General features: G+C 38.2%; 21 protein-coding genes and 1 pseudogene. 12 read left to right on the forward strand and 10 right to left on the reverse strand.

What is annotated here, in order from left to right; genetic code table 11:
• Nucleotides 1–190: 190 nt before the first annotated feature.
• Both NSU02_RS06650 and NSU02_RS06655 read left to right on the forward strand, forming a co-directional pair.
• Nucleotides 191–1,006: a metallophosphoesterase gene (locus NSU02_RS06650; protein ID WP_327874004.1), complete on the forward strand. Its 816-nt coding sequence runs from the start codon at nt 191–193 to the stop codon at nt 1,004–1,006.
• Between the two features lie 761 nt (nt 1,007–1,767).
• A complete protein-coding gene (locus tag NSU02_RS06655) occupies nt 1,768–2,262 on the forward strand; it encodes a hypothetical protein (protein ID WP_339194877.1) in 495 nt (164 codons plus the stop codon).
• A gap of 130 nt (nt 2,263–2,392) precedes the next feature.
• Here the strand turns inward: NSU02_RS06655 and NSU02_RS06660 are convergent, their stop codons facing one another.
• The 3 genes and pseudogenes from NSU02_RS06660 to NSU02_RS06670 all read right to left on the reverse strand — a co-directional run.
• Nucleotides 2,393–3,613 carry an MFS transporter gene (locus NSU02_RS06660; protein WP_339194880.1) on the reverse strand — a complete coding sequence of 407 codons (1,221 nt, stop codon included), beginning with the start codon at nt 3,611–3,613 and terminating at the stop codon, nt 2,393–2,395.
• A gap of 207 nt (nt 3,614–3,820) precedes the next feature.
• The gene (locus tag NSU02_RS06665) at nt 3,821–5,011 is read right to left on the reverse strand and encodes an FAD-dependent monooxygenase (RefSeq protein ID WP_339194882.1); all 1,191 of its coding nucleotides are present in this window, start codon (nt 5,009–5,011) and stop codon (nt 3,821–3,823) included.
• A 95-nt stretch (nt 5,012–5,106) separates the two neighbouring features.
• A pseudogene (locus tag NSU02_RS06670) lies at nt 5,107–5,378 on the reverse strand (cupin); the annotation flags it as partial.
• A gap of 357 nt (nt 5,379–5,735) precedes the next feature.
• Here NSU02_RS06670 and NSU02_RS06675 point away from each other — a divergent pair.
• The 8 genes from NSU02_RS06675 (at nt 5,736) to NSU02_RS06710 (ending at nt 14,421) form a co-directional block, all read left to right on the forward strand.
• Nucleotides 5,736–6,509, forward strand: a complete 774-nt coding sequence (locus NSU02_RS06675; protein ID WP_063386385.1) for an IclR family transcriptional regulator — start codon at nt 5,736–5,738, stop codon at nt 6,507–6,509.
• Between the two features lie 219 nt (nt 6,510–6,728).
• Nucleotides 6,729–7,754: a TRAP transporter substrate-binding protein gene (locus tag NSU02_RS06680; RefSeq protein WP_063386384.1), complete on the forward strand. Its 1,026-nt coding sequence runs from the start codon at nt 6,729–6,731 to the stop codon at nt 7,752–7,754.
• Nucleotides 7,755–7,767: 13 nt separating this feature from the next.
• Entirely contained in the window at nt 7,768–8,259 is a 492-nt protein-coding gene (locus NSU02_RS06685) for a TRAP transporter small permease (protein WP_063386383.1), read from the forward strand.
• Nucleotide 8,260: 1 nt separating this feature from the next.
• Nucleotides 8,261–9,535: a TRAP transporter large permease gene (locus NSU02_RS06690; protein WP_063386382.1), complete on the forward strand. Its 1,275-nt coding sequence runs from the start codon at nt 8,261–8,263 to the stop codon at nt 9,533–9,535.
• Nucleotides 9,536–10,305: 770 nt separating this feature from the next.
• The gene (locus NSU02_RS06695; RefSeq protein WP_063386380.1) at nt 10,306–11,421 is read left to right on the forward strand and encodes a cupin domain-containing protein; all 1,116 of its coding nucleotides are present in this window, start codon (nt 10,306–10,308) and stop codon (nt 11,419–11,421) included.
• 46 nt (nt 11,422–11,467) lie between these two features.
• Nucleotides 11,468–12,316: a fumarylacetoacetate hydrolase family protein gene (locus tag NSU02_RS06700; RefSeq protein ID WP_063386379.1), complete on the forward strand. Its 849-nt coding sequence runs from the start codon at nt 11,468–11,470 to the stop codon at nt 12,314–12,316.
• An 11-nt stretch (nt 12,317–12,327) separates the two neighbouring features.
• A complete protein-coding gene (locus NSU02_RS06705) occupies nt 12,328–12,729 on the forward strand; it encodes a thioesterase family protein (RefSeq protein ID WP_063386378.1) in 402 nt (133 codons plus the stop codon).
• Nucleotides 12,730–12,831: 102 nt separating this feature from the next.
• Nucleotides 12,832–14,421, forward strand: coding sequence for a class I adenylate-forming enzyme family protein (locus tag NSU02_RS06710; RefSeq protein WP_339194888.1), 1,590 nt, complete (start codon nt 12,832–12,834; stop codon nt 14,419–14,421).
• 372 nt (nt 14,422–14,793) lie between these two features.
• On the opposite strand, the gene NSU02_RS06715 is transcribed toward NSU02_RS06710, so the two are convergent.
• On the reverse strand, nt 14,794–15,075 hold the full coding sequence (locus NSU02_RS06715; RefSeq protein WP_339194891.1) for a hypothetical protein: 282 nt from the start codon (nt 15,073–15,075) through the stop codon (nt 14,794–14,796).
• Nucleotides 15,065–15,637, reverse strand: coding sequence for an ABC transporter ATP-binding protein (locus tag NSU02_RS06720; RefSeq protein ID WP_339194893.1), 573 nt, complete (start codon nt 15,635–15,637; stop codon nt 15,065–15,067). The genes NSU02_RS06715 and NSU02_RS06720 overlap by 11 nt, the downstream gene beginning before the upstream one ends.
• On the opposite strand from NSU02_RS06720, the gene NSU02_RS06725 reads away from it, so the two are divergent.
• A complete protein-coding gene (locus NSU02_RS06725) occupies nt 15,638–15,982 on the forward strand; it encodes a DUF1653 domain-containing protein (RefSeq protein WP_311067100.1) in 345 nt (114 codons plus the stop codon).
• A gap of 211 nt (nt 15,983–16,193) precedes the next feature.
• On the opposite strand, the gene NSU02_RS06730 is transcribed toward NSU02_RS06725, so the two are convergent.
• The 5 genes from NSU02_RS06730 to NSU02_RS06750 all read right to left on the reverse strand — a co-directional run bounded on the left by NSU02_RS06730 (nt 16,194) and on the right by NSU02_RS06750 (nt 19,477).
• Entirely contained in the window at nt 16,194–16,685 is a 492-nt protein-coding gene (locus NSU02_RS06730) for a hypothetical protein (protein ID WP_066246766.1), read from the reverse strand.
• Nucleotides 16,661–17,065, reverse strand: coding sequence for a hypothetical protein (locus tag NSU02_RS06735; protein ID WP_339194897.1), 405 nt, complete (start codon nt 17,063–17,065; stop codon nt 16,661–16,663). Before NSU02_RS06735 ends, NSU02_RS06730 begins: the two co-directional genes overlap by 25 nt.
• Before the next feature lie 141 nt (nt 17,066–17,206).
• Nucleotides 17,207–18,580 (reverse strand): IS1380-like element ISGsp2 family transposase, encoded by a 1,374-nt coding sequence (locus NSU02_RS06740; protein WP_044899598.1) that lies wholly within the window; start codon nt 18,578–18,580, stop codon nt 17,207–17,209.
• A gap of 83 nt (nt 18,581–18,663) precedes the next feature.
• Nucleotides 18,664–19,248: an SAR2788 family putative toxin gene (locus NSU02_RS06745; protein ID WP_339194900.1), complete on the reverse strand. Its 585-nt coding sequence runs from the start codon at nt 19,246–19,248 to the stop codon at nt 18,664–18,666.
• The gene (locus NSU02_RS06750) at nt 19,229–19,477 is read right to left on the reverse strand and encodes a S8 family serine peptidase (RefSeq protein ID WP_339195709.1); all 249 of its coding nucleotides are present in this window, start codon (nt 19,475–19,477) and stop codon (nt 19,229–19,231) included. The genes NSU02_RS06745 and NSU02_RS06750 overlap by 20 nt, the downstream gene beginning before the upstream one ends.
• A 750-nt stretch (nt 19,478–20,227) precedes the next feature.
• Between NSU02_RS06750 and NSU02_RS06755 the strand changes: the two genes are divergently transcribed.
• Nucleotides 20,228–20,980 (forward strand): IclR family transcriptional regulator, encoded by a 753-nt coding sequence (locus NSU02_RS06755; RefSeq protein WP_094245465.1) that lies wholly within the window; start codon nt 20,228–20,230, stop codon nt 20,978–20,980.
• Nucleotides 20,981–21,032 lie beyond the last annotated feature (52 nt).

Consider the following 21,032-nt stretch of genomic DNA (forward strand, 5'->3'; position numbering starts at 1 on the left):
TAGCTTTTAACGTATGGACATGCGCAAAATAATTAAGAAAGGCAAACCTGTCTTTCCGGCAGAGGCGGAAGGCAGGTTTGTTAATAGTTTGAGCTCTTTTGCAGCTAAGAGTTTTTTTTCAAATTCCTTTAACTCCCACTAGGATCGTTTGAGAAAGTTCGTTATACTTTGGGGAGAGAGGAGTTTGGTTATGCTATTTTTTGTTATATTATTTTTTCTTGGACTTTTCATATTTTTTTTAATAAAAGGAAGTAAAAATACAAAGGATGTAGCTGTTAAGAAAATCACAGTTCGCTGCCCCGATAGGAAAGCTTCTGCAAAGAATATAAAAATACTCCATCTATCTGATTTACACCTAGAAAACTTATCGATCAGCCCAAAGGAATTAGATGAGCTGATTTCAGCAGAACCAATTGATCTTATTGCACTGACAGGTGATTTTCTCGACCGGAAGAGAAGCATCCCAAAACTTTCCGCATACTTGGAAGTATTGAGAAAAACAAATCCAACGTACGGCACGTATGCTGTGTTCGGCAATCACGATTATGTTTTAAAGGAAGAAGACTTTGAAACTTTGAAAAAAATGCTGCAGCATTACGGGATAAAGACATTACAAAATGAGCACGTGACCATTCAGCTTGAAGAAGAATGCTTGAATATTATTGGCATTGATGATTACACGACAAACCGCAGTTATGTTCAAAAAGCTTTTCACGGAGTAGAAGAAGGAATGCGATTAGTGCTGACCCATGATCCAAGCGTTATTCTTGAAATGGAAAACATTCCGTTTGATTACTTGCTGTCCGGTCATTTCCACGGCGGACAAATCAATTTGCCAAAGCCGTACCATCTTTTTTACAAAGGCAAGCTTCCAAGAATGAACATTATTAAAGGACTCCATTACCATAACGAGCGGCCGTTTTATATTAGCGAAGGCCTAGGACAAACAGGAGTGAACATCCGAATTGGCAGCCGCCCTGAAATTACGTTTCATCAATTTTCATAGTATTTTTAACATATCTCTAAAATTGTAATGTTAAGATTGTGAAGTTTTCCCTACAATGTTGAAGATGATTCAATAGCTAAAGCAGGATGAACTCCTGCTTTTTTCTTTTTGCAAAAAAGAGTTTTTTTTCTTGTATCTTTAATAAAGTCAGCTTTCCGTTTATTTGTTATTTATAAAAGGTTAATCACAGAATCTACTAAGATCCACATTTGCTAATAACTAAAGTTAAATTTACGCTTTTCCTCTAATAGAAATGCATGAATCGATGAAAAAATATAAAGCAATCACACCTTTTGCTCCCATTGTAAAATTGAATAAACAATACTTGCTGCTTTTCCATTGTTCAGCGTGTTGATCAATCGGAATTTTCAACGATCTTGAGTTCACAAAAAATTTTTTGTGAGCGCTTATTAGTTTTTTAACTTCATCCTTTCATTCGTTTCTCCGGTTTTTTTGTCGATGACTTTATTTCTGAACGCCTATAAACATGGTATACTCTTCCTATAAGGAGGCGGAGAAAAGATTTTTTTCACGATTGGGGTATTTAATGGAGAAAAAGCAAAAACTATTTCTAATCGCAAGCTTTAGGAGGAGCTTTAAAGGGAGAAAGTAAAGATTTCAAAAATATTTGCGGCTGCAACGTTCTTATTGCCGTTTCCCTTTGAATTGGCTGGTGATTAAATTTGTCGCCTTCTTTTTACATAGCGACGCAGTCATTGAAGCGATGACAGAAGAAATGATTTAGGAACGGAGGTTTTTTAATGCTGCCAAAAACGATCGATCAATTGGATCAAATTCGGGAAGAATGCCGTAAATTAGTGAATAGACGTTCATCTGTTTCTGCTATTGCTGCAGCTGTTCCAATTCCGGGTATTGATGTGACGGTGGATGCTGCACTTGTGAAAGATCTGCTAAATGAAATTAATCAAAAGTTTGGTTTATCAAAAGAGCAAGTTGATCAATTGGATGCGAAAACAAAAGAGCTCATTATCGTACTGGCAACTTCATTAGGAAATGAACTCATCGGAAGAACAATTGGCAAAAAATTGGTGCTGAGCTTGGTGAAAAAAGCTGCAACCCGGATGGCGGCAAAACAGACGAGCAAACTTATTCCTCTCATTGGAATAGGGGTTTCGGCCGGGATTAGCTTTGCAACGATGAAATATTTAGGAAATAAACATATTGATGATTGCTATAAATTAGTTAAACAATATATCGAACAGGAGGCGTCATCAGAAAATTTTGCTGCAAAATAGTGAGGCTGGTTAGCTGCAATATTTCTAACAATAACCCCCAAAAAGCACTGATGATGATTAATTCAACTAGATAAAACCTCAGAGTAAATAGGATTAAAGCAATGATAAAGCCCCCATTGCTTAAAGGGGGCTATTGTTGAAGAGAAGATTTTCGATCGTGCTCCAAACTTTTCGGCTTTCTGGCAAAACGATGCTGTACAAAGAGGCAATATAAAACTAAACCTACCAACACATAAAGCGAAGTGTAAAAATATAAAGATTCAAATCCAGTAAAGACAACAACTGCTCCAGTTAAAAACGATCCGAGGCCGATGCCGATGTCGAAGATCGATAAAAAGGTGCTGAGAGAAGCCGCTCTTCTCTGTGGAGGGACAATTTGTATAGCCATTGTTTGGAAGCTTGGAAACAAGGTTCCCCATCCAAGACCGATAAATACTGCACTTAACAAATAGATGAAGGATGTATTTGCCATGCTCAATATAAATAATCCGAAGGCAAATGAAACGATGCATGGGATAACAATGACATTTGCGCCGTATCGGTCAAACCACCTTCCGGTAAACGGCCGGGAAATGAGCAAAACGATTGCATACACGACGAAGAATAAATTCGAACCGGCGCCAAGATTCATTTTTTCCGCAAAAACGGAGACGAACGATAATACAGTCGAATAAGCAAAAGCTAAAAAGGCAGCAATCAACGCAATGCGGAATGCTGATACCTCTACAAGTTTTTCAAAGCTGAAATTCACTTTGAAAAGTTCTCTTTTATTTAGTTTTGGCTTCATTTCATGCAGGTTAACTATTCCCCCGGTCAAAAGCGCCCCAACGGAACAAATAAGGGCAATGACGAGCATGACAAAAGAACCCCAATGATCTAACGAGGTAAGCCCTAAAAACGGTCCAATCACCATGGCGACATTGGAAGATAAAATAAAATATCCCATTCCTTCTCCTTTTTTCGATTCCGGCACGATATCTGCCACAATCGCACCTGTTGCGGTTGTCGCAATCCCAAAACCAATTCCATGAAGAAAACGAATGATCAATAATAAGACAATTGAACTGACAAATAAATAAGAAATAGAGGCGATCAGGAAAATGACCAAGGAAATAATCAACATTTTTTGTTTTCCAAGCTTCTCCATAAATTGGTCGACGAACGGGCGAGTCACGATCGCAGCAAATAAATAAACCATTGCTATTAAGCCAGCCTCAGCTTCGCTGCTTTTTAAATCTTGAATGACAAAGATCGGCAAGGTGACCAGCAAATAATAATAGTTTATAAAAAGAAAAAAATTACAAATTGAAATACTAAAAAAATTTTTCGTCCATAATTTTGCTTCTTCCATATTTGTCCCTTCTTTGAAAAAAAATCATTTTTTCAGACTTTTTAAATAACAAACTAATTGTACACCTTTTTTTAAAAAAATAAAAGAATCGTGCAAATGGTATGAAGAAAGCGGTGAAACGAAGGCTATCCATTGTTTTTCACCGCTTTCTATTTAAAATATTTTTTATAAGTTCAAATTTTTTCGTCAGGCTTCTCTATTCATATATTAATTGATTTGTTTAGTCGTTTTGTCATAGCTATAAAGGAAATCAGCCACTTCATAGTCTTGCGGAGTTCTTTGTTCAAAAATAGTGTTTCTGAGCAGTGTTGCAACAGGATCTTCAGTATGAAGAATTTCACCCCATGTCCGAGCGCTCGTTTGTACTTTTGCTGTGCGCGGCAGCCGCTCTTTCTGAAAATCGGCGAATGCTTGCTCATAGCTGTCCGGATATTTTTTGAGCATATCTGCAAGATAAGAAGCATCTTCAAGCGCCTGGCAGCCTCCTTGAGCTAAATATTGCAGCATAGGATGAGCTGCATCGCCAAGCAATGTAACCTTCCCTTTTGTCCAATTGTTAATTGGCAGCCTGTCATACATCGGCCAGCGAATTTGCCGTTGTATAAATGTTAAGGCATTTTTCACATCCGGATGGCATCCTTTAAATCGTCTGTCCATTTCTTCAGGTGTGCCCCAATCATCGGAATTTCCCTTATAATTGTAAGATTTAAACACGACCACTTGATTATAAAGCTCTCCGCATCTTACTGGATATTGTACTAAATGCAAATAAGGGCCGATCCACATGACGACATCGTCTAAGTTTGCGTTTGAAATTTCGGAAATCGGTATGGTTCCTCTGTAAGCAACATATTCAGAGCAAATGGGTTCGTCATCAACGAAATATTTTCTAAGCTTTGACCAAAGTCCGTCTGCTCCGATGACGGCATCAGCCGTGAACATTTCTCCGCTTTGGCTGTAAACAGAAACAACGTCATGTTCTTGCTTGACAGTCTCAATTGTTTGGTTGTTTTTGAAGCGGACCATACCTGTTTTCTTGCAAGCTTCAAGCAAAATTCGGTGGAGATCCGAACGGTGCAAAACGAGATACGGATGTTTGTATCGGGCTTTGAATGCTTCGCCAAGGTCCATTGCTGACAACTCATTTGCCGTATAAACATCTTTTAGCACAAGACGTTTTGGAAATACAGCAACTTTTGAAATTTCCTCCATGACTCCAAATCGTTTCAGCACAGCGGTTGCATTTGGAGCCAATTGAATGCCTGCTCCGACCTCACCAAACTGAGGAGCTCTTTCCAAAACTAATGAAGTTTTTCCGGCTTCCGCTGCCGCTAGAGCAGCCGAAAGACCGCCTATCCCCCCGCCGACAATGATTAAATCTGTTTGACTGCTTTTCATATATTGATCCCCCTTATTAGAATGAAAAATGAAATGAATCGACAATTGCTTCAAGTTCACTTTTTACAAAATTCAATTTATAAGGCTGGTGTAAACTATCTTTTACTTCTTGATAACCGTTTTGACTGCTCAAACGTTTCTTCAAGTATTGGCAAATCATTTGTTGAGAATAAAATAGCTTTCTTCTTCTGCAACGTGTTCATGCCACGACCAGTTCGGGACAACGAAAAAATCTCCTTTTTCCCAGTTAAATCGAGTGCCGTCAATGATCGTATAACGGAGCATGATAAATCGATGTGTGCATATGTCTATGGGCGTTCGAATGGAACCCTTTCGGAAGTTTTTGCATCCATGCAGCAATAGTCGGGAAAATTGTATGGCCTAAAAGCATTCCTTAGGCAATACATTTTGCTTAAATTTTTAACGGCGCCTACTCTTGACCTGTGTTACTAGAAAACGTGACTAATGAAAAATTGGAAGCGCATTCAATGTTTTGAAAAATGGTAGTGTTAGCCTTTCACTTTCGGGTCATAAAATCCACTATTAGATAACATTGTTATTTAATAATAAAAATAAATAAATATTTTAAAATTGTCAACTTTAATAAAATAAAAATTTTTCAGTTATTTTATTGTGTTTGATTTTTTCAAAGTTCCTTGTTACATTCATGTTTATAAAAGAATTTGGATATTGGGTTAAAAAATGGATTAAAAGGGGAAGAGAAATGCAGCAGCAAAAAAACGTTCAAATCATTCAATCGTTGCAAACTGGCGTGCAAATTTTAGAGATTATTGCAAACAATGATCATCCGTTAAAATTTACGGAAATTCAGGAGTTGTCCGGCATTACAAAAAGCAACCTCTATAAATATTTGAACACATTGACGCAGCTTGGATTGTTGTATCGGGATAAAAGACATGGAACATATTCATTGGGAGGAAAATTTATTCAATACTGTTCGGCTGCAATTGGCAGCAAAGATGTGATCGGCAGGGTGACGCCGTACTTAAGAGATATCAGCCGCTACACAGCCCAAACATCGCTGCTTACAGTTTGGACGCATGAAGGGCCGGTTATCGCAAATATTTGGAATGCCAACTACGGTCTAAATATCGGAGCGCAAATTGGAACACGGCTGCCTTTAATGTCTGCCACAGGGAAAATTTTCGCTGTTTTCAACAAAACGCCTGAAATTGAGATTAAGGAATGGAAGTTAAAAGAGTTAAGCAAATTGACGGAAGAACAACGGAAGGAATTTGAAAAGGAGCAAGTTGAAATTGAAAAAACGTACTTTGCTTACGCAGCAGAGCCTTTAGTGGAGCACGTTTCGTCATTTAGTGTGCCGATTTTAGATTTTAATCATGATCTTGTAGCCTCCATAACATTGGTAGGCTTCACGAAGCTGATCCCGCATAAGCCGACGGATGAAGTGAGCCAATACGTCATAAAATGCGCTCGCGAATTATCTGAATCCTTTGGATTTAAAAGCGGGAAGTAGCTTTCTAGCTGGAAAGCTGCTTTTTTATTTTTAATTATTAGAAAATAATAAATATTAAAAATGGTTTGACATAGAGAGCAGATAAATTATAATATAAATGAAACGAATTCACTATTTCAATAATAAATGTTTTTTAATGTTTATTATTGAAAGCGTTTCATTTTTTGGTACCTGCAAACTTTTATTAACAAAGTTGATTTAAAAAAGGGGGATTTTTACATGAAGAAAATGAGAATTATGAGGTTGCTTGTCATGCTGTCCATTTTAGTCATCATTCTTTCAGCATGCAGCGGCAATAACGCAAACGGGGATGAGAAAAGCTCTGAAAAAGGCGGTGACGTATACACTTTTAAAGTAAGCCATGTGACACAAGAATCTCACGTCTGGCATCAAACTGCTTTGAAATTCGGGGAAGAGCTGGAAAAGCTTTCAGACGGAAGAATGAAACTGGAAATTTACCCTGCTTCTCAGCTCGGACTGGAAAAAGATATGGCACAGCAGCTTGAAACTGGCTCATTAGATTTTGGTTTTCTGACAAACGCTTATATGAGTACGCGCCAAGATTCATTAAACGCTTGGTTTATGCCATTCACGTTTAAAAATTTAGAAGAAGCGGTGAAAATGAGAGAATCGGAAGCTGCAAAGCAGATGTTGGAGGATCTGAATTCACAAGGGCTTGTCGGACTTGATTTTATTTTTGCCGGAAACCGCCACATTTTGATGAAAAACGGGCATGTCTCTTCTCCGCAAGACTTGAAAGGGAAAAAAATTCGCATTATTGGCAGCCCGGCTATTCAGGAATTTTGGGAAAAAGTCGGCGCTGGTCCAACCGCAATGCCGCTTTCTGAAGTATATACTTCTTTGCAAACTGGTGTCATCGATGGAATTGACATTGATTTAGATGCGTTAGTAACGGAAAAATATTATGAAAATGCTGAAAATTTAACGTTGACAAACCATATAACGTTCCCATCTGTTATTGTGATGAGTCAAAAAACATATGACAAGCTAACGACTGAAGATCAAGAAATTGTGAAAAAAGCATTAAAAGCAGCAGCAGATTGGGGTGTTCAAGAAGCAATTCAACGAGAGAATAAGAACTTGGAGGAATTAAAAAAGCATGGAGTTAAAGTAAAAGAACTTACCGATACCTCTGCTTTTGATTCGATCGCAAAAGAAGTGAAGGACAAATATGCTGAAAAATCACCGGTTATTAAAAAGTTCTTAGAGGAAGCGAAACAATAACGGGGGAGTTTTTATGAAGTTTATCCATAGCCTGAGTGAAATCTTACACAGTATTGAAAAAATTTTGGCGATCATTTTATGCATTTTTATGCTCATTTCATTATCTTTAGGTGTTTTCTATCGCTATTTCTTAAGCTCTCCTTTAAACTGGTCAGACGAAACCGCCATTTTTTCATTAGCATGGTTAACTTTTATTGGGGGAAGCATGAGTATTAAACGGCAGAACTCTGCTGCCGTTACTCTTTTTATGGATAAAATGAATGGAAAAACAAAAAAAGTTTTGATTGGCATCAGTTTGCTTTCCGTCCTTCTTTTCGCCTTGTATATTTTCTATTTATCTGTCATGTGGCTGTCATCATCTAATATAATGATTCAACGCTCCAATTCGATGCAATTGCCGATGATTATTCCATATTTGAGCGTACCTGTTAGTTTTTTCTTTATTAGCATTCATACGCTCGATTTGATTTTAAAAAATTTCCAAGGCAAAAAGGAGGCATTGTAATATGACTATCGCACTGTTAATCTTTATTATTCTCCTCCTTTTACAAGTACCGATTGCTTTTGTACTTGGAATCACGACGATTCTCTATATATTGTTAACTGGAAATACGGGTTTGTTATCAACAGCGCCCCAACGGTTATATTCAGGCCTTGAAAGTTACGGTCTACTTGCGATTCCGCTGTTTATGATGGCAGGGGAGTTAATGAATTCCGGCGGCATAACAAAGCGTTTAATTCGCTTTGCTACGACTCTTGTTGGGCATTTTAAAGGTGGATTGGCATATGTGAATGTCGTTTCGAATATGCTGCTTGCATCCATTATAGGGTCAGCTACAGCTCAAATTGCTATGATGAGCAAAATTATGGTGCCTTCAATGGAAAAGGAAGGATATTCAAGGGAATTTAGCGCCTCCACGACAGCAGCCGCAGGTCTTTTAGGTCCCATTATTCCGCCAAGCATGCTGTTTATTATCTATGGCGTTTCGTCAGGAGCATCGATCGGTTCAATGTTTTTGGCAGGAATTATGCCTGGAATTTTATTGGGGATTGCCTTTATATTACTAATTGCATACACAGGCTACAAGCAGAAGTGGCAGACGCATGAACGCGCTAAAATATCCGTCATGTTCCAATCTTTCTTGAATGTGATTCCTGCACTGTTAGTACCGTTTATAATTATTGTCGGTATTTTAAGCGGTGTTTTTACTCCTACGGAATCAGCAGCGTTTGCATGTGTTGTAGCGTTAGTTGTCGGTTTTTTTATTTATAAAGAACTGAAAATTAAAGATCTTCCAACTATTATGATTAATACAGCTATTTCAAGTGCTATCATTACTATGCTCATCGCAATGGCAAATTTATTTGGTTGGATGCTTTCATTTGAGAGAATTCCTCAAACAATTGCATCCTGGATGACTTCTTTAACTGAAAATCCGTTCCTGTTTCTTCTATTAGTTAATATTTTTCTATTAATTGTAGGAATGTTTATGGACGGAATCGCTGCATTGATTATACTTGTACCGATATTTACGCCAATCATTGCAAACTATGGAATTGATCCAATTCATTTCGGAGTAATTATTTGTATAAATTTAACAATTGGTCTCCTTACACCTCCAGTTGGAGCGGGGCTTTACCTTGCTTCTTCGTTGGGAAATGTCAAGCTGGAAGCCTTAACGAAAGCCATTTTGCCATTTTTGGTCGTGTCCATTATTGCATTGTTCATCATTACTTATTGGCCGCAGATGGTTCTTTGGCTTCCGAATATAATCAAATAATTGCCCATTAGCTCTAGCTTCAAAGATTTCTGGACATTTCGATAAACGTTTGATTTTGGAACAAACCCGTATTCAAGAAAGAGCGGGTTTGTTTTTGTTTGTTGGAAAGACAAAAAGCTGGAAGTATTAGAGAGTTTTTCTTTAAAGATGCATTTTCCTTTGTGCAGAAAAATAGATGCAGCGAGGAATATCGGTTTTTCTTGAAACTGCTAAACAGTTTGCACAAATTGAAGGAAAAAACCATTCCTACTATTTGTCGTGTATGAGGTTCATTCACAAGATAAAAAGCGCTTTTTACGAATCATTTAGCAAAGGGGGAGAGGAAAATCTAAATTTCGAGCCGTCTCATATTATGACAACTATCAAGCATCCATCACATTATGCAGGTCATATGCAGAAGCTGGCGTTGATGGAAAGTATCGGTCAGAGAAGAAATTTGGAAAAGATTATAATCAAAACAAATGAGGCTTGCATGAAAGTTTAATAGAACGAAACTTTCTGTAAGCCTTTTTTTAGCGTGATGACAAATATTAAGCAGATGAATTGAAATGAGGAAAGAATGCACGGGCACTGCTGAGTGAGGTATCCGCCCAGTTTTTAGAAAATAAATTCTGACTATTGACAATATTAATTTTATTTTTTAATATCGAATTAAGTAATTAAGTTCCCTATATCAGGAACAAATAAAAAATTTTATTTTTTTAGGATTGGTGGAAACGCATACATGATCATTAGTTTTGGATCAATTTTATTTTTCGGGAGGGTTTCCTATGAGCAAAAAAGAAGTCATCACGGACACAGAATTAAAAGAATATTACGATGGGATGAAAAATAGTTATTTAGGTCCGCTATGGTATGATTTAGGACACATGGTGACGAAAGAGCCTGTTCATGATGTGGAGCCATATTTATGGAAGTGGAAAACGATCCGCGATTATGTTATGAAGGCGGGAGAAATTTTAGAACCTGGAAAAGATGCTGAGCGGCGCGTTGTTTATTTGCAAAATCCTAATCTATTAAAACATGGATTAGTCGGATATGGGACACATACGTTGTATGCCGGAATCCAGCTATTGCTGCCGGGAGAATTTGCTCCTTCGCACCACCATTCTCAAGGAGCGATCCGTTTTATTATTGAAGGTTCTGGAGCTTATACAGCTGTGAATGGGGAAAAAGTGTACATGGAACGGGGAGATATGATTCTTACTCCTGCATGGACATGGCATGAACATAAACATGAAGGAACTGAACCGATGATTTGGCTGGACGGTTTGGATGTAGGACTTGTGAAAAATTTGGCTGCTTCTTTCTTCGAACCTTATGAAAATGGATTTTACCCTGAACAGCCGCTTGAAAATTATTCAACTGAAAAATTTGCAAAAGGTGCGTTCGTCCCGAAAGGCAAAAAAGAAAAGCCTGGGTATCCGTCTCCTATTATTGGCTACAAATGGGAGCGCGCAAAATATGTTTTAGAGCAAATGAGTAAATCGCCAAAGGAAAACGAAGATCCGTATGATGGCTATGCGATTGAATACATCAATCCGACAACAGGAGGATCGGCAGATGAAAGAATCGGTTCGATGATGCAAAGATTGCTGCCGAACCAGCATACGAAAGCGCATCGCCATGTGCACAGCGCCATTTACCATGTTCTTGAAGGAAAAGGATATACAGTCATTAACGGACAAAAATTTGAATGGGAAAGAGGAGACTTCTTCATTCTGCCGCCGTGGAGCTGGCATGAGCATGTCAATGAAGGATCGGAGGACGCCTATTTGTTCTCATTCAATGATAAGCCGGTTATGGACATTCTTGGATTAGAATATGAAGAGGCCCATCCGGAAGGACATCAAAAAATTGAAAAAGTATTTACTCCAGGCCCGTAAATAGATTAAAAATTGTGCAGAAGCGATTTAAGTGAGGAGTGTGCCTATGAAAATTGCCATTTTTAATGATAATCGATTAGGAATCGTAGCAGGCCAAAAAGTTTCAGATGTAACAACTACCGCTGACTGGGATCAAACAAAGCCGCATGAATCATTAGTAAGGCTGATGGAAAATTTTGATTCATTAAAAGATACACTGGAAAAGGCAGCTCAAGAAGGAAAACAGTACGATCTTGAAGAAGTAGTTTTTAGAGCGCCTGTCCCTTCACCAAGCAAAATATGGGCTGCTCCTGTTAACTATAAAAAACACCAAGAGGAGATGAACAAACAATTTAACAACGCTCCGAGAACGATTGAAGAACTTGCGCTGTTCTTAAAAGCTCCGTCATCTGTTTCAGGTCCGTCCGATCCGATTTTGCTTCCATTTAAAGACAGAAGAACAGATCATGAAGCAGAACTCGGATATGTCATCGGCAAAAAAGCGAAAAATGTTAAATATGAAGATGCAAAAGATTATATTTTCGGCTATTTCGCCTTATTGGACATTTCCATCCGGGGAAATGAAGAGAGAACATGGAGAAAATCATTTGATACATTCACACCGATCGGTCCATGGATCGTGACGGCTGATGAGATTGAAAATCCAAATGATCTTTCATTGAAGCTCTGGGTCAATGAAGAATTGCGCCAGGACGGAAGCACGAAGCATTTAATTTATGATTGCTATAAATGTTTGGAAGTCGCCTCGACTTATTCGACATTAAACCCTGGGGATATTATCGCAACCGGAACTCCTGAAGGTGTCGGACCGATCCGTGATGGAGATGTCGTCCGCATTCAAGTTGGAAGTGTGGGGGAATTTTCCGTAAACGTGAAATTTGCAGATGAGAATTAGAAGGTGGAAACATGAAAAATATTTATACGTTTAGAGTAGTGTGGGGAGATACAGACGCTGCTGGCATCGTGTTTTACCCGAATTTTTACCGGTGGATGGATCAAGCCTCGCATGAATTGTTGCGCTCCGCAGGCTTTCCTGTGGCGAAGCTGCAATCGGATGAAAAGATCATTACACCGCTTTTGGAAGCATTTTGCCAGTTTAAATCACCTCTTCTTTATGATGATGAGGTAGCTGTCCATTCTGAAGTAGTAGAAGTTAACAACAAAGTTTTCAAAATCAAGCATACGTTTAAAAAAGGGGATCAAGTTGTAGCAGAAGGCCATGAAGTGAGAGCATGGACATCTGTCGCAGAAGATCGGCCAAAAGCAGTGCCTGTTCCTGAACATGTCAAAAACATCCTTTTGTCTTAATTTTAAGCTGAAGGCAAAGGTTGTTTTTGATAAACTCAATCGGAAAACCGCCATGTATGTAAGAAGGCGGTTTTCCGTCTACTTTTGATGGGAGGGATTTGAATGGCAGCAAACCGGATGACTGAAAATGTGCTGATTCATGAATTGATTGAAGAATCGGCAAAAAAATTTAAAGACCGTGTTGCTTTTGCAGAAGGGGACAATTTCTATACTTTTGAAAATTTGAATCAATTATCATTAAGATTGGCGAGGCATTTTATACAGCTAGGTTTGAAGAAAGGCGATGCCATCTCTGCACAGCTGCCCAATTGCTGGGAATTTGTTGTCGTACATCTTGCTGCATCGAGAATTGGGTTAGTGTTTAATCCGCTCAGTCCAAACTACCGGAAAAAAGAGCTGCAATATATGCTTTCACATTGTGAAGCGAAAGCGTTTGTCACAATTGACAATTGGAAGGGATTCAATCATGAACAACTTGCTCATGAATTGAAGGCTCAGCTTCCTCATTTACAGCATGTTTTGGTGGCAGGGGAAAAGAAGAATGACCGCAGCATAAGTATCACAGCTTTGCTTGAATCAGAACCTGATTCCGTTTCTGATCAAGACATACATGAAAACTTACCGGCTTTTGATGATCCGTGCATCATATTATTTACATCAGGTACAGAGTCCAATCCTAAAGGAGTTCTTCATACATTCCGGACATTTGTTCCGTGCCATCTGCTAAATGGCAAGGAGTATCAAATAACGGACAATGATACCATTTTATGCTTAACTCCATTATGCCACATGTTTTCACTGCCGATGATTATCATTAGCCTTCGATATGGAGCGAAGCATTTACTTTATCGAGAATATAAATCAAATGAAATTATCGACTTATTGAAAAAAGAACAAGTATTTTTTTTGACTGCTGCACCCGCACATTTAATTGACTTATTAAGACAGTGCGAACAGCAAAATGTAAGCGGTTTAAATCCTCGGCTTATTTTAACTGGGGGGACAAAAATACCGGCGAAAATGGTTCAAGATCTTAGGGCTACATTAAACTGCGATGTAGCTGCTCAGTGGGGCATGAGTGAAATTTGTGCAGGAACCTTTACTCGTCCGGGCGATGAAGCTTCATTAACATGGGAAACAGTTGGCAGACCGGCACCGGTCGGGGAAGTCATCATTGTAGATGAACGGCACAAACCGCTTCCGACGGGCGAAATAGGAGAAATCGCTTTTAAAGGAGAAAGCTTATTTATTGAATATTATAAAAATCCGCAAGTAACCGCCCAGTCGTTTACGGAAGACGGCTATTTTTTAACAGGGGATCAAGGCTGGCTTGATGAAAAAGGATACCTTCATTTCGTCGGACGGACGAAAGATACGATTAACCGCGGCGGATTAAAATATCATGCTTCAGAAATTGAAGAAGCATTGCAAATGCATCCGAAAATCAAACAAGTGGCAATCGTCAGTGTTCCGGATCCTCGTCTAGGCGAACGGGGCTGCGCCTTCGTCTCTTTGCGAGAAAATGAAACGATTGATCTGGAGGAAATTAAAGAATATTTGCAGGAAAAAGGATTTGCAAAGTATAAGTTTCCAGAATATTTAGTGATTAAAGATGAACTGCCGACCACTCCGTCCGGAAAAATTTCAAAAGGGCTTGTCAGAGCAGAAGCAGCATCCTTTTCTGAAAATTAAGCATGTATCAAGGCAGACAACGAACAAAGGTTGTCTGCCTGTTTTAAACGACATGGTTCGGTCAAACGTGACCAGAACTCACAAAAGATCAATAAAAAAGTCTGAGAAACCTTTTTTAAAAAGCTGCCCCAATGTTTGCACCAGCAGATCTTATTTTCTGAACAAAAACGCATAAGGGCTACTTTTAATGGGTGCTAGTTCATGTTTTGTGTGCTAGTTCTCTTTTTCATTTTAAAAGTTTAAACCCCATTCTTTTTTTGCCACGGATTTTATTTCGTAATAGCATTTTGCTTTTTTTGAAGAATATGTTTATATTTTTCATCATCTGTCATTTACTTCAATTTGATTAAGTTGCGATATTTTCATCATCTTTTACAATAAGACCATATAAAGAGGGGTCAAAACAATTAAATCCACTTTATCTTTGCTATTACTTACTGATAAATTGGTATATGTCTGGAAAAGGGGGGCTTCATATACTATAAGAACCATATCTGATTCGTTTTTCGCATAATCACCTAATGGGTTTTGTTCGAATCCTTTCGCATATGTTTTCACCAATTGGCCATTGGCATAAGTGTGGATGCCAAAATACAAAGCAAATATGCCAACAATTCCAATCATTATTTTTAAAAAAACTTTTTTATAATTCAATGATAACATCTCCCATCTTTTTTAATTCCTCATCGTGTGTAACCAATATAATGGTCTTTCCTAATCTATTAAGTTCTTTTACATGTTCCATCACTAGATTGGCGTTATATTTATCCAAGCTTCCTGTCGGTTCATCTGCCAATATAATACTGCATTTTTTCATAAACAGACGCGCAATGGCTACTCTTTGCTGTTCTCCACCGGACAAAGTATATATTTTTCTTTTTTCGTAACCATTCAATCCAACTTTTTCTAATACTGCTGAGACAGTGGTATTGTTTCTATATTTCTTGTCCATCATCAGAATGTTTTCTTCAACAGTCTTATTTTCTACTAATGCAAAGTTTTGAAAAAGAAATCCGAGCTTCTCTCTATATGCCTTAAGAATATCATCGTTTTTCGAAAGATCTAAGCCGTCGATAAATACTTTCCCTGCATCTACCTTTTCAATCCCTCCTATTATATTTAAAAGCGTCGTTTTTCCGCTGCCGCTCTTTCCGCTGAATACGACAAATTCACCTTGCTTGATAGAACAAGAGATAGTGTAGAAAGGAGACTTCATATGATTCGAAACGATATTTACACACATTATAAAGGAAACGATTATCAGTTCAAATGCATTGCTTTACCTTTAAACGAAGTTGAAGACCAGAGTTGTTTAGTACCTAAAGGAACAGCTCGTTATTATGAAAACGATAGGGACATACCGCTATATTTTCATAATGGTGTTTGGCTTATCGACTCTGATTTACCGCATGTCATTTACCAATCCGAAGCTAATTATGGAACAGATAAAGTTTGGGCGAGGGAAGTGGATGACTTCTTTGGTTACAAAGAAAAAGACGGGCGGTATATTAAACGGTTTGCATTGAAACATTTTTCGGTAGAAGGAGAGGAAAACATATGACAGAAGATAATAAAGAATGATGTAAAGCTTGTGATGGAACAGGAATATTAGGATTTCAATTAGAAACTTGCTGGTTCTGTTGCGGGACAGGATTAATTAGCAAAAGAAATGAAGTTAAAAAACCAAACCGAAAAATTCATTAATTATTAATATTAATATTTTCTTGAAAAGAGCAAGAGAGACTTGTTTAATTCAAGTCTCTCTTTTATTGCTAATAATCATCCGAATAAGGACCTTTCATCAAAGGGATATGTTTTATGAATTTTTTCAATTCGATTCCAAAGTAATTTTCTATATCTCGTTTTAGATTTTGCTCTAATTGAATAAATTCCCTTACGATATAGTCTAAATCAAAAACATTGTACAAATCTTGCTCTGCCCAAATAGATTTCACTCTTGCTTTATTTGAAAATGGAATTAAAGACAGAATAGCACCATCTTCATAATCGTCATATTCAATCGTATAATAATGGAATTCTGGAATATGTTCATCTGTGACTCTGTTTTTCCATTCGTATAATGCTTTATAGAATTCTAAAATAGCAAGTTCTGTTTCAAAGTATAACTCATTATTGATTTTTATTGTAAGTGTAGCTTCTACCGCTAATATGGTAGGAACATCACGTTTATCTTTATTTGAAATAATTCCATTATCAACTACAAAATTGTATTCAAAAGTTATTTTACTGGAAATGCTGTCCATATCTTACCATCATATCCTATCACTATTCTTATTTTTGTTTCACCTTTAGTTCCAATCTTTTTCCCTAAGTTGACTTCGAATCTAAATGATAACTTTTCACTATCATTTATTTTAAAATCAGAAACTTTGGCTTTTTGTAATGCTTCTTTAATCCATCCTCTAGCGGTGGATTGGCTATCTGTGTTAAATTTTTGATAACCTCTTTTATAACTCTTTAAGTGTTTACTCTTCACTGTTAATTTAGCAACATTTTTAATTGCGTTACTCAATGCGTATTTTCCGAAAGCACTAATTAATGCTTTCTTTCCATATTTCCTGAATCCGTGATGAATTGAAATCGACTTTGATTTTGTTGTAATTTTGATGGATTGATAATCCATAAAACCCTTTTTATGCTTATGACCTATGTCATCTCTATTTCCGAAAATGGAACAAATCTCTTTTTTAGGTATACGAACCAAAAAAATAGACAAAAAAGCACAGGGAGTGACGTTGGACATCAGTTCCCGAACATTCGTTCGTTATCTTGCCTCTCTCCATTTCTGATAGACGTTCAGTAGGGGCTCGCTATAGCCACTCCTTCGCGTCAGTTTCATCCAGATCTGTCGTGATCGACGGACGAGTCGCCCTGCCATCGTGATCACCGTCTGAATAATCGTCTTGATGCGGCGGCGTTTCACTTTGTGGTGCAACGGATGTCTCGGATCGCTTAATAGATCTTGTCCAATCAGACGAAGAAGATTGTAAACGAAGGCTCCCATGACCAACACGAGCGCATTCGTTTTCATCTTCCCAGATGGAAGCCGCTCTAAATCTAAGTCGCTCTTCAGTTCGCTATGAAACTGTTCGCATGTCGCATGGTCATGATACAACGCGAGCACATCGCTCATTCGAACATGCTCGTATCCTTTGAGCCGCACCCAATAGCTTTCCACTTCATAATCAGGAACGAGCATCAGCTGTCCATTGCGTTCCATCGTCCGTTCCGTCACTTGGGTGACTTGAACGTACGTATACGTGTTTCCATCGATCGCTGCCTTCTGTGGAAGGCATAGCTCATAGGTTTGTACTCCTTCGCTTTGTCCATCATCGACACGTTTGCCCTTTTGCGAAGCGATCTGGAACCAAAGCGCTTTCGATTCTCGGCGTAAGTTTCGCTTGATGACAAAGTCCACGTCTTCCTTTAGGCATACGTGCACATTCGCTTCTGCATCGTTTCCTGCATCCATGCGAACAAGCAGACGAGATGAAGTCAGTTGACGAGCTCGACGGATAGCGGTGACTAAAAACGAGGGCATGTTGTCTTGCACATGTTGTTTCCCTGGACGCAACTCGGCATGAACGAGATACCCTTCCTTCCCTGCATACGCAAACAACGGTGTAAAACCGTCAAATCCTTTATACGTTCGACTGACTCCTTCTTTTTTCGTATCGGAGTTGTCAAATGGGGAACCATCTATATCAAGGGGAAGCCATGTCGTCTTTCCTTTGGTCCAACAAGGGGACAAAGTGGCATGTCGTTGAATCAACAGACGTATGGACTCCTCCCAAAGAATCGTTTCGGTCATCGGAAGACAAGCGAGCTGATCGAGTCGTTGTCGCAAGGTTGGAGAGGAAGGCACGTGCTGAATCCCCATCGATGCCGAAAAGATATCGTCCTGACGATACGCTTCGATATGATCGAAATCCGTTTTTCCTGTGGCAAGCAAGCCAATCATCGAGCGAATGACATCGCTATGGGAAATGTGCACTTCTCGACGAACCGTTGGAAGCCGAAGTGCGTTTACCCGTTTATCCAGTTTCGTTCGATGGAGTAAGTAGCCAACGAGAGCAAGCCCAGCACTTGGGGTAATCGCTTCATCTGTCAATACAAACCGAATCGGGAAATCTTTCATCACATCACCTACTTGATGAAGAATCGTCAACGTCGTTTTCCCTTATCGTATCAACGGTTTGCGACCATTGTAAAGATGTTTTGTCACGGATTCAGGTATTTCTTAATTGCCCATTTTGCCCCATTTTTTAATATTAGACTAAGAACTGGAATAACTGAAGCCTGTGCATCAATGGTGTTAATTTCATAAAGCTCACCAGAGTTTCTATCAATTAAGTATGCTATGAAATCTTCACCTTCGATTTCTGTAAAAAACATATCGTATGTTGTTTTTGTCTTTTCTCCAGTTTCGGATATTTGTTCTTCGGTAGCATACATTTCACCAGTATCAATATTAATATAAAGTTCGGATTCAAATGACAAATCTCCTGTTTCTAACTCAGAGTTTACAGTCATCTCTTTTTCAGAGAATTCTTCAACTACCATTTTAAAGGAATCATTGTTAACTCCCAATTCATCTGCGGTTACTTCATATACTGTTGTATCATCAGTACTTGAAACTTCCTCAATTTTTTCATTAAAATTCACATCAATTTGTTTTGCATTTTCTAAAATTTCCTCAAGATTTGAGGGAACTTCTGTTTCTTCTGCAAATGCAGATGGAGCAAATCCAGCAATACTACTGAACAAAAGTGTAACAACTAATAGTTTAATCAAATTCTTTTTCATTTAAAATCTCCTCTACCTTTTCTTTTCGTAACGTTAGAAAACCTTCTCCAAAATGTTCTTTTTCTCCTAGTTTCACAACATAATTGGAGAGTTTTTCTTTAATGGTATTAGCATTATAATTTGAATCACTTTCATTTAAAATTGCAGCAATAACACCAGTAGCGTAAGCTGTAGCGAATGATGTACCTGAAAATGTTGAGTAGGATCCTTTGTTATCTGTAGAAATAATTTCAACACCTGGGGCGGAATAATCTACTTTGCCTACTCCGGATAAAGGATCGAGTTTAAATTAAATATGTAAGTGAATTTCGAAACGGATTGACCTTATCCTAAGCGGAATTTGTTGTCAATACGAACTTTTCACGAAAGTGTAATCGAGTACACTAAAACCATTCAACTAAAGAAGAACTATTAAGGGCATCCTGGCTGGTGTACTATTCGTTTTGGCTGGTATTTTCATTACGACACGAGAGAGACATGGGGCTGCCCAGAAAATCAAATCCCATTAAAAACAAAAATCATAAACATCGATATATCAACGTTTCTAAAACATTAAAGGGGGCGTCAATAAGCCGTAAAAACGACTTATTAGACACCCCCATTTTATGAGACCTTCAGGATACAAGGTCAACCAGCTGCAATTTGCGCTTTTTCAACAAGTGCATCCAAATGACGGATTATTTTGTCGTATATTGCTTGGATAATAAATTCGCAAATTGTTACATGATCCGATATACATCCCCAGTTCGCCTCTAGAGAACCACAGAAAATGGAGAAGAGAAAAATTAACTCAACTTGCTCGTTTATTAAATTCCTCCCTCAACCTCTTCCGGTAAAAAATCTCATTATATGGGAAAAAATATAAAAAAGTATGTTGGCCGATCTGACAAAACAACGTTGTATCATTTTTTATTTCGTTAATATAAAAGCAAACATTCCATTCTCATTATGTAAATTTTTTTACATAGGAGGGGTTTAGATGTCAGAGGTGATTCGGAAAACGATTTTATTATTGCAAACTATTCAGCCGAACGAAAATAAAGAAGAGTGGAGTACTACGGAAATCAGTAAAAAGCTCGGTATTCCCGTTCAAACGGTGCACCGATTGCTGACTTGTTTAGAAGAGTATGGATTTGTGTATAAAAACAAACAAACGAGAAAATTCCGTCTAGGCCTTACATTGCTTCAATTAGGTCTTTCCATACGAGACAATCTATCGGTTCGTAATGCTGCAGTACCAATTATGGAAAAGCTGGCCCAAAAAACAAAGGAAAGTGTGTACTTGACCGTACCGGAAGGATGTGAAGGCGTGTTTATTGATTGTGTTGATTCGCCGCATTGGCTTAGAATTGTCGAACCGATTGGAATGCGTCTTCCTTTATGCGTAGGTGCTTCGAAAAAAGTGATTTTAGCATACTTGGAAGAGAAAACAAGAAGCCAAGTGATTAAAGATCTTGTAAAAAATGGAAGGATAAAAGACGTGGATCATCTTCACCGACATTTAATGTTAATTCGAAAGCATGGATATTGTATTTCTTTCGGGGAAACAACAGAAGGAACCGCCAGTGTGGCAGCTCCTATTTTCTCTTGGGAAAATAAAGTGATCGCCTCTTTAAGTGTTGCCGGGCCGGAAACGCGTTTTACGAAAGATGAGTTACCCGGTTTAATATCTACCACAATCAGAGCCGCAAATGAAATTTCCGAAGAACTAGGCTGGGTACCAAACAGATGACCAAAGGATGAAAAAGTCCATCCTATGGAAGAAAAGGTAACATGGTTTTTGT

Origin of the sequence: Aeribacillus sp. FSL W8-0870 (assembly GCF_037963755.1) — a bacterium.
Lineage (GTDB): Bacteria > Bacillota > Bacilli > Bacillales > Aeribacillaceae > Aeribacillus > Aeribacillus composti.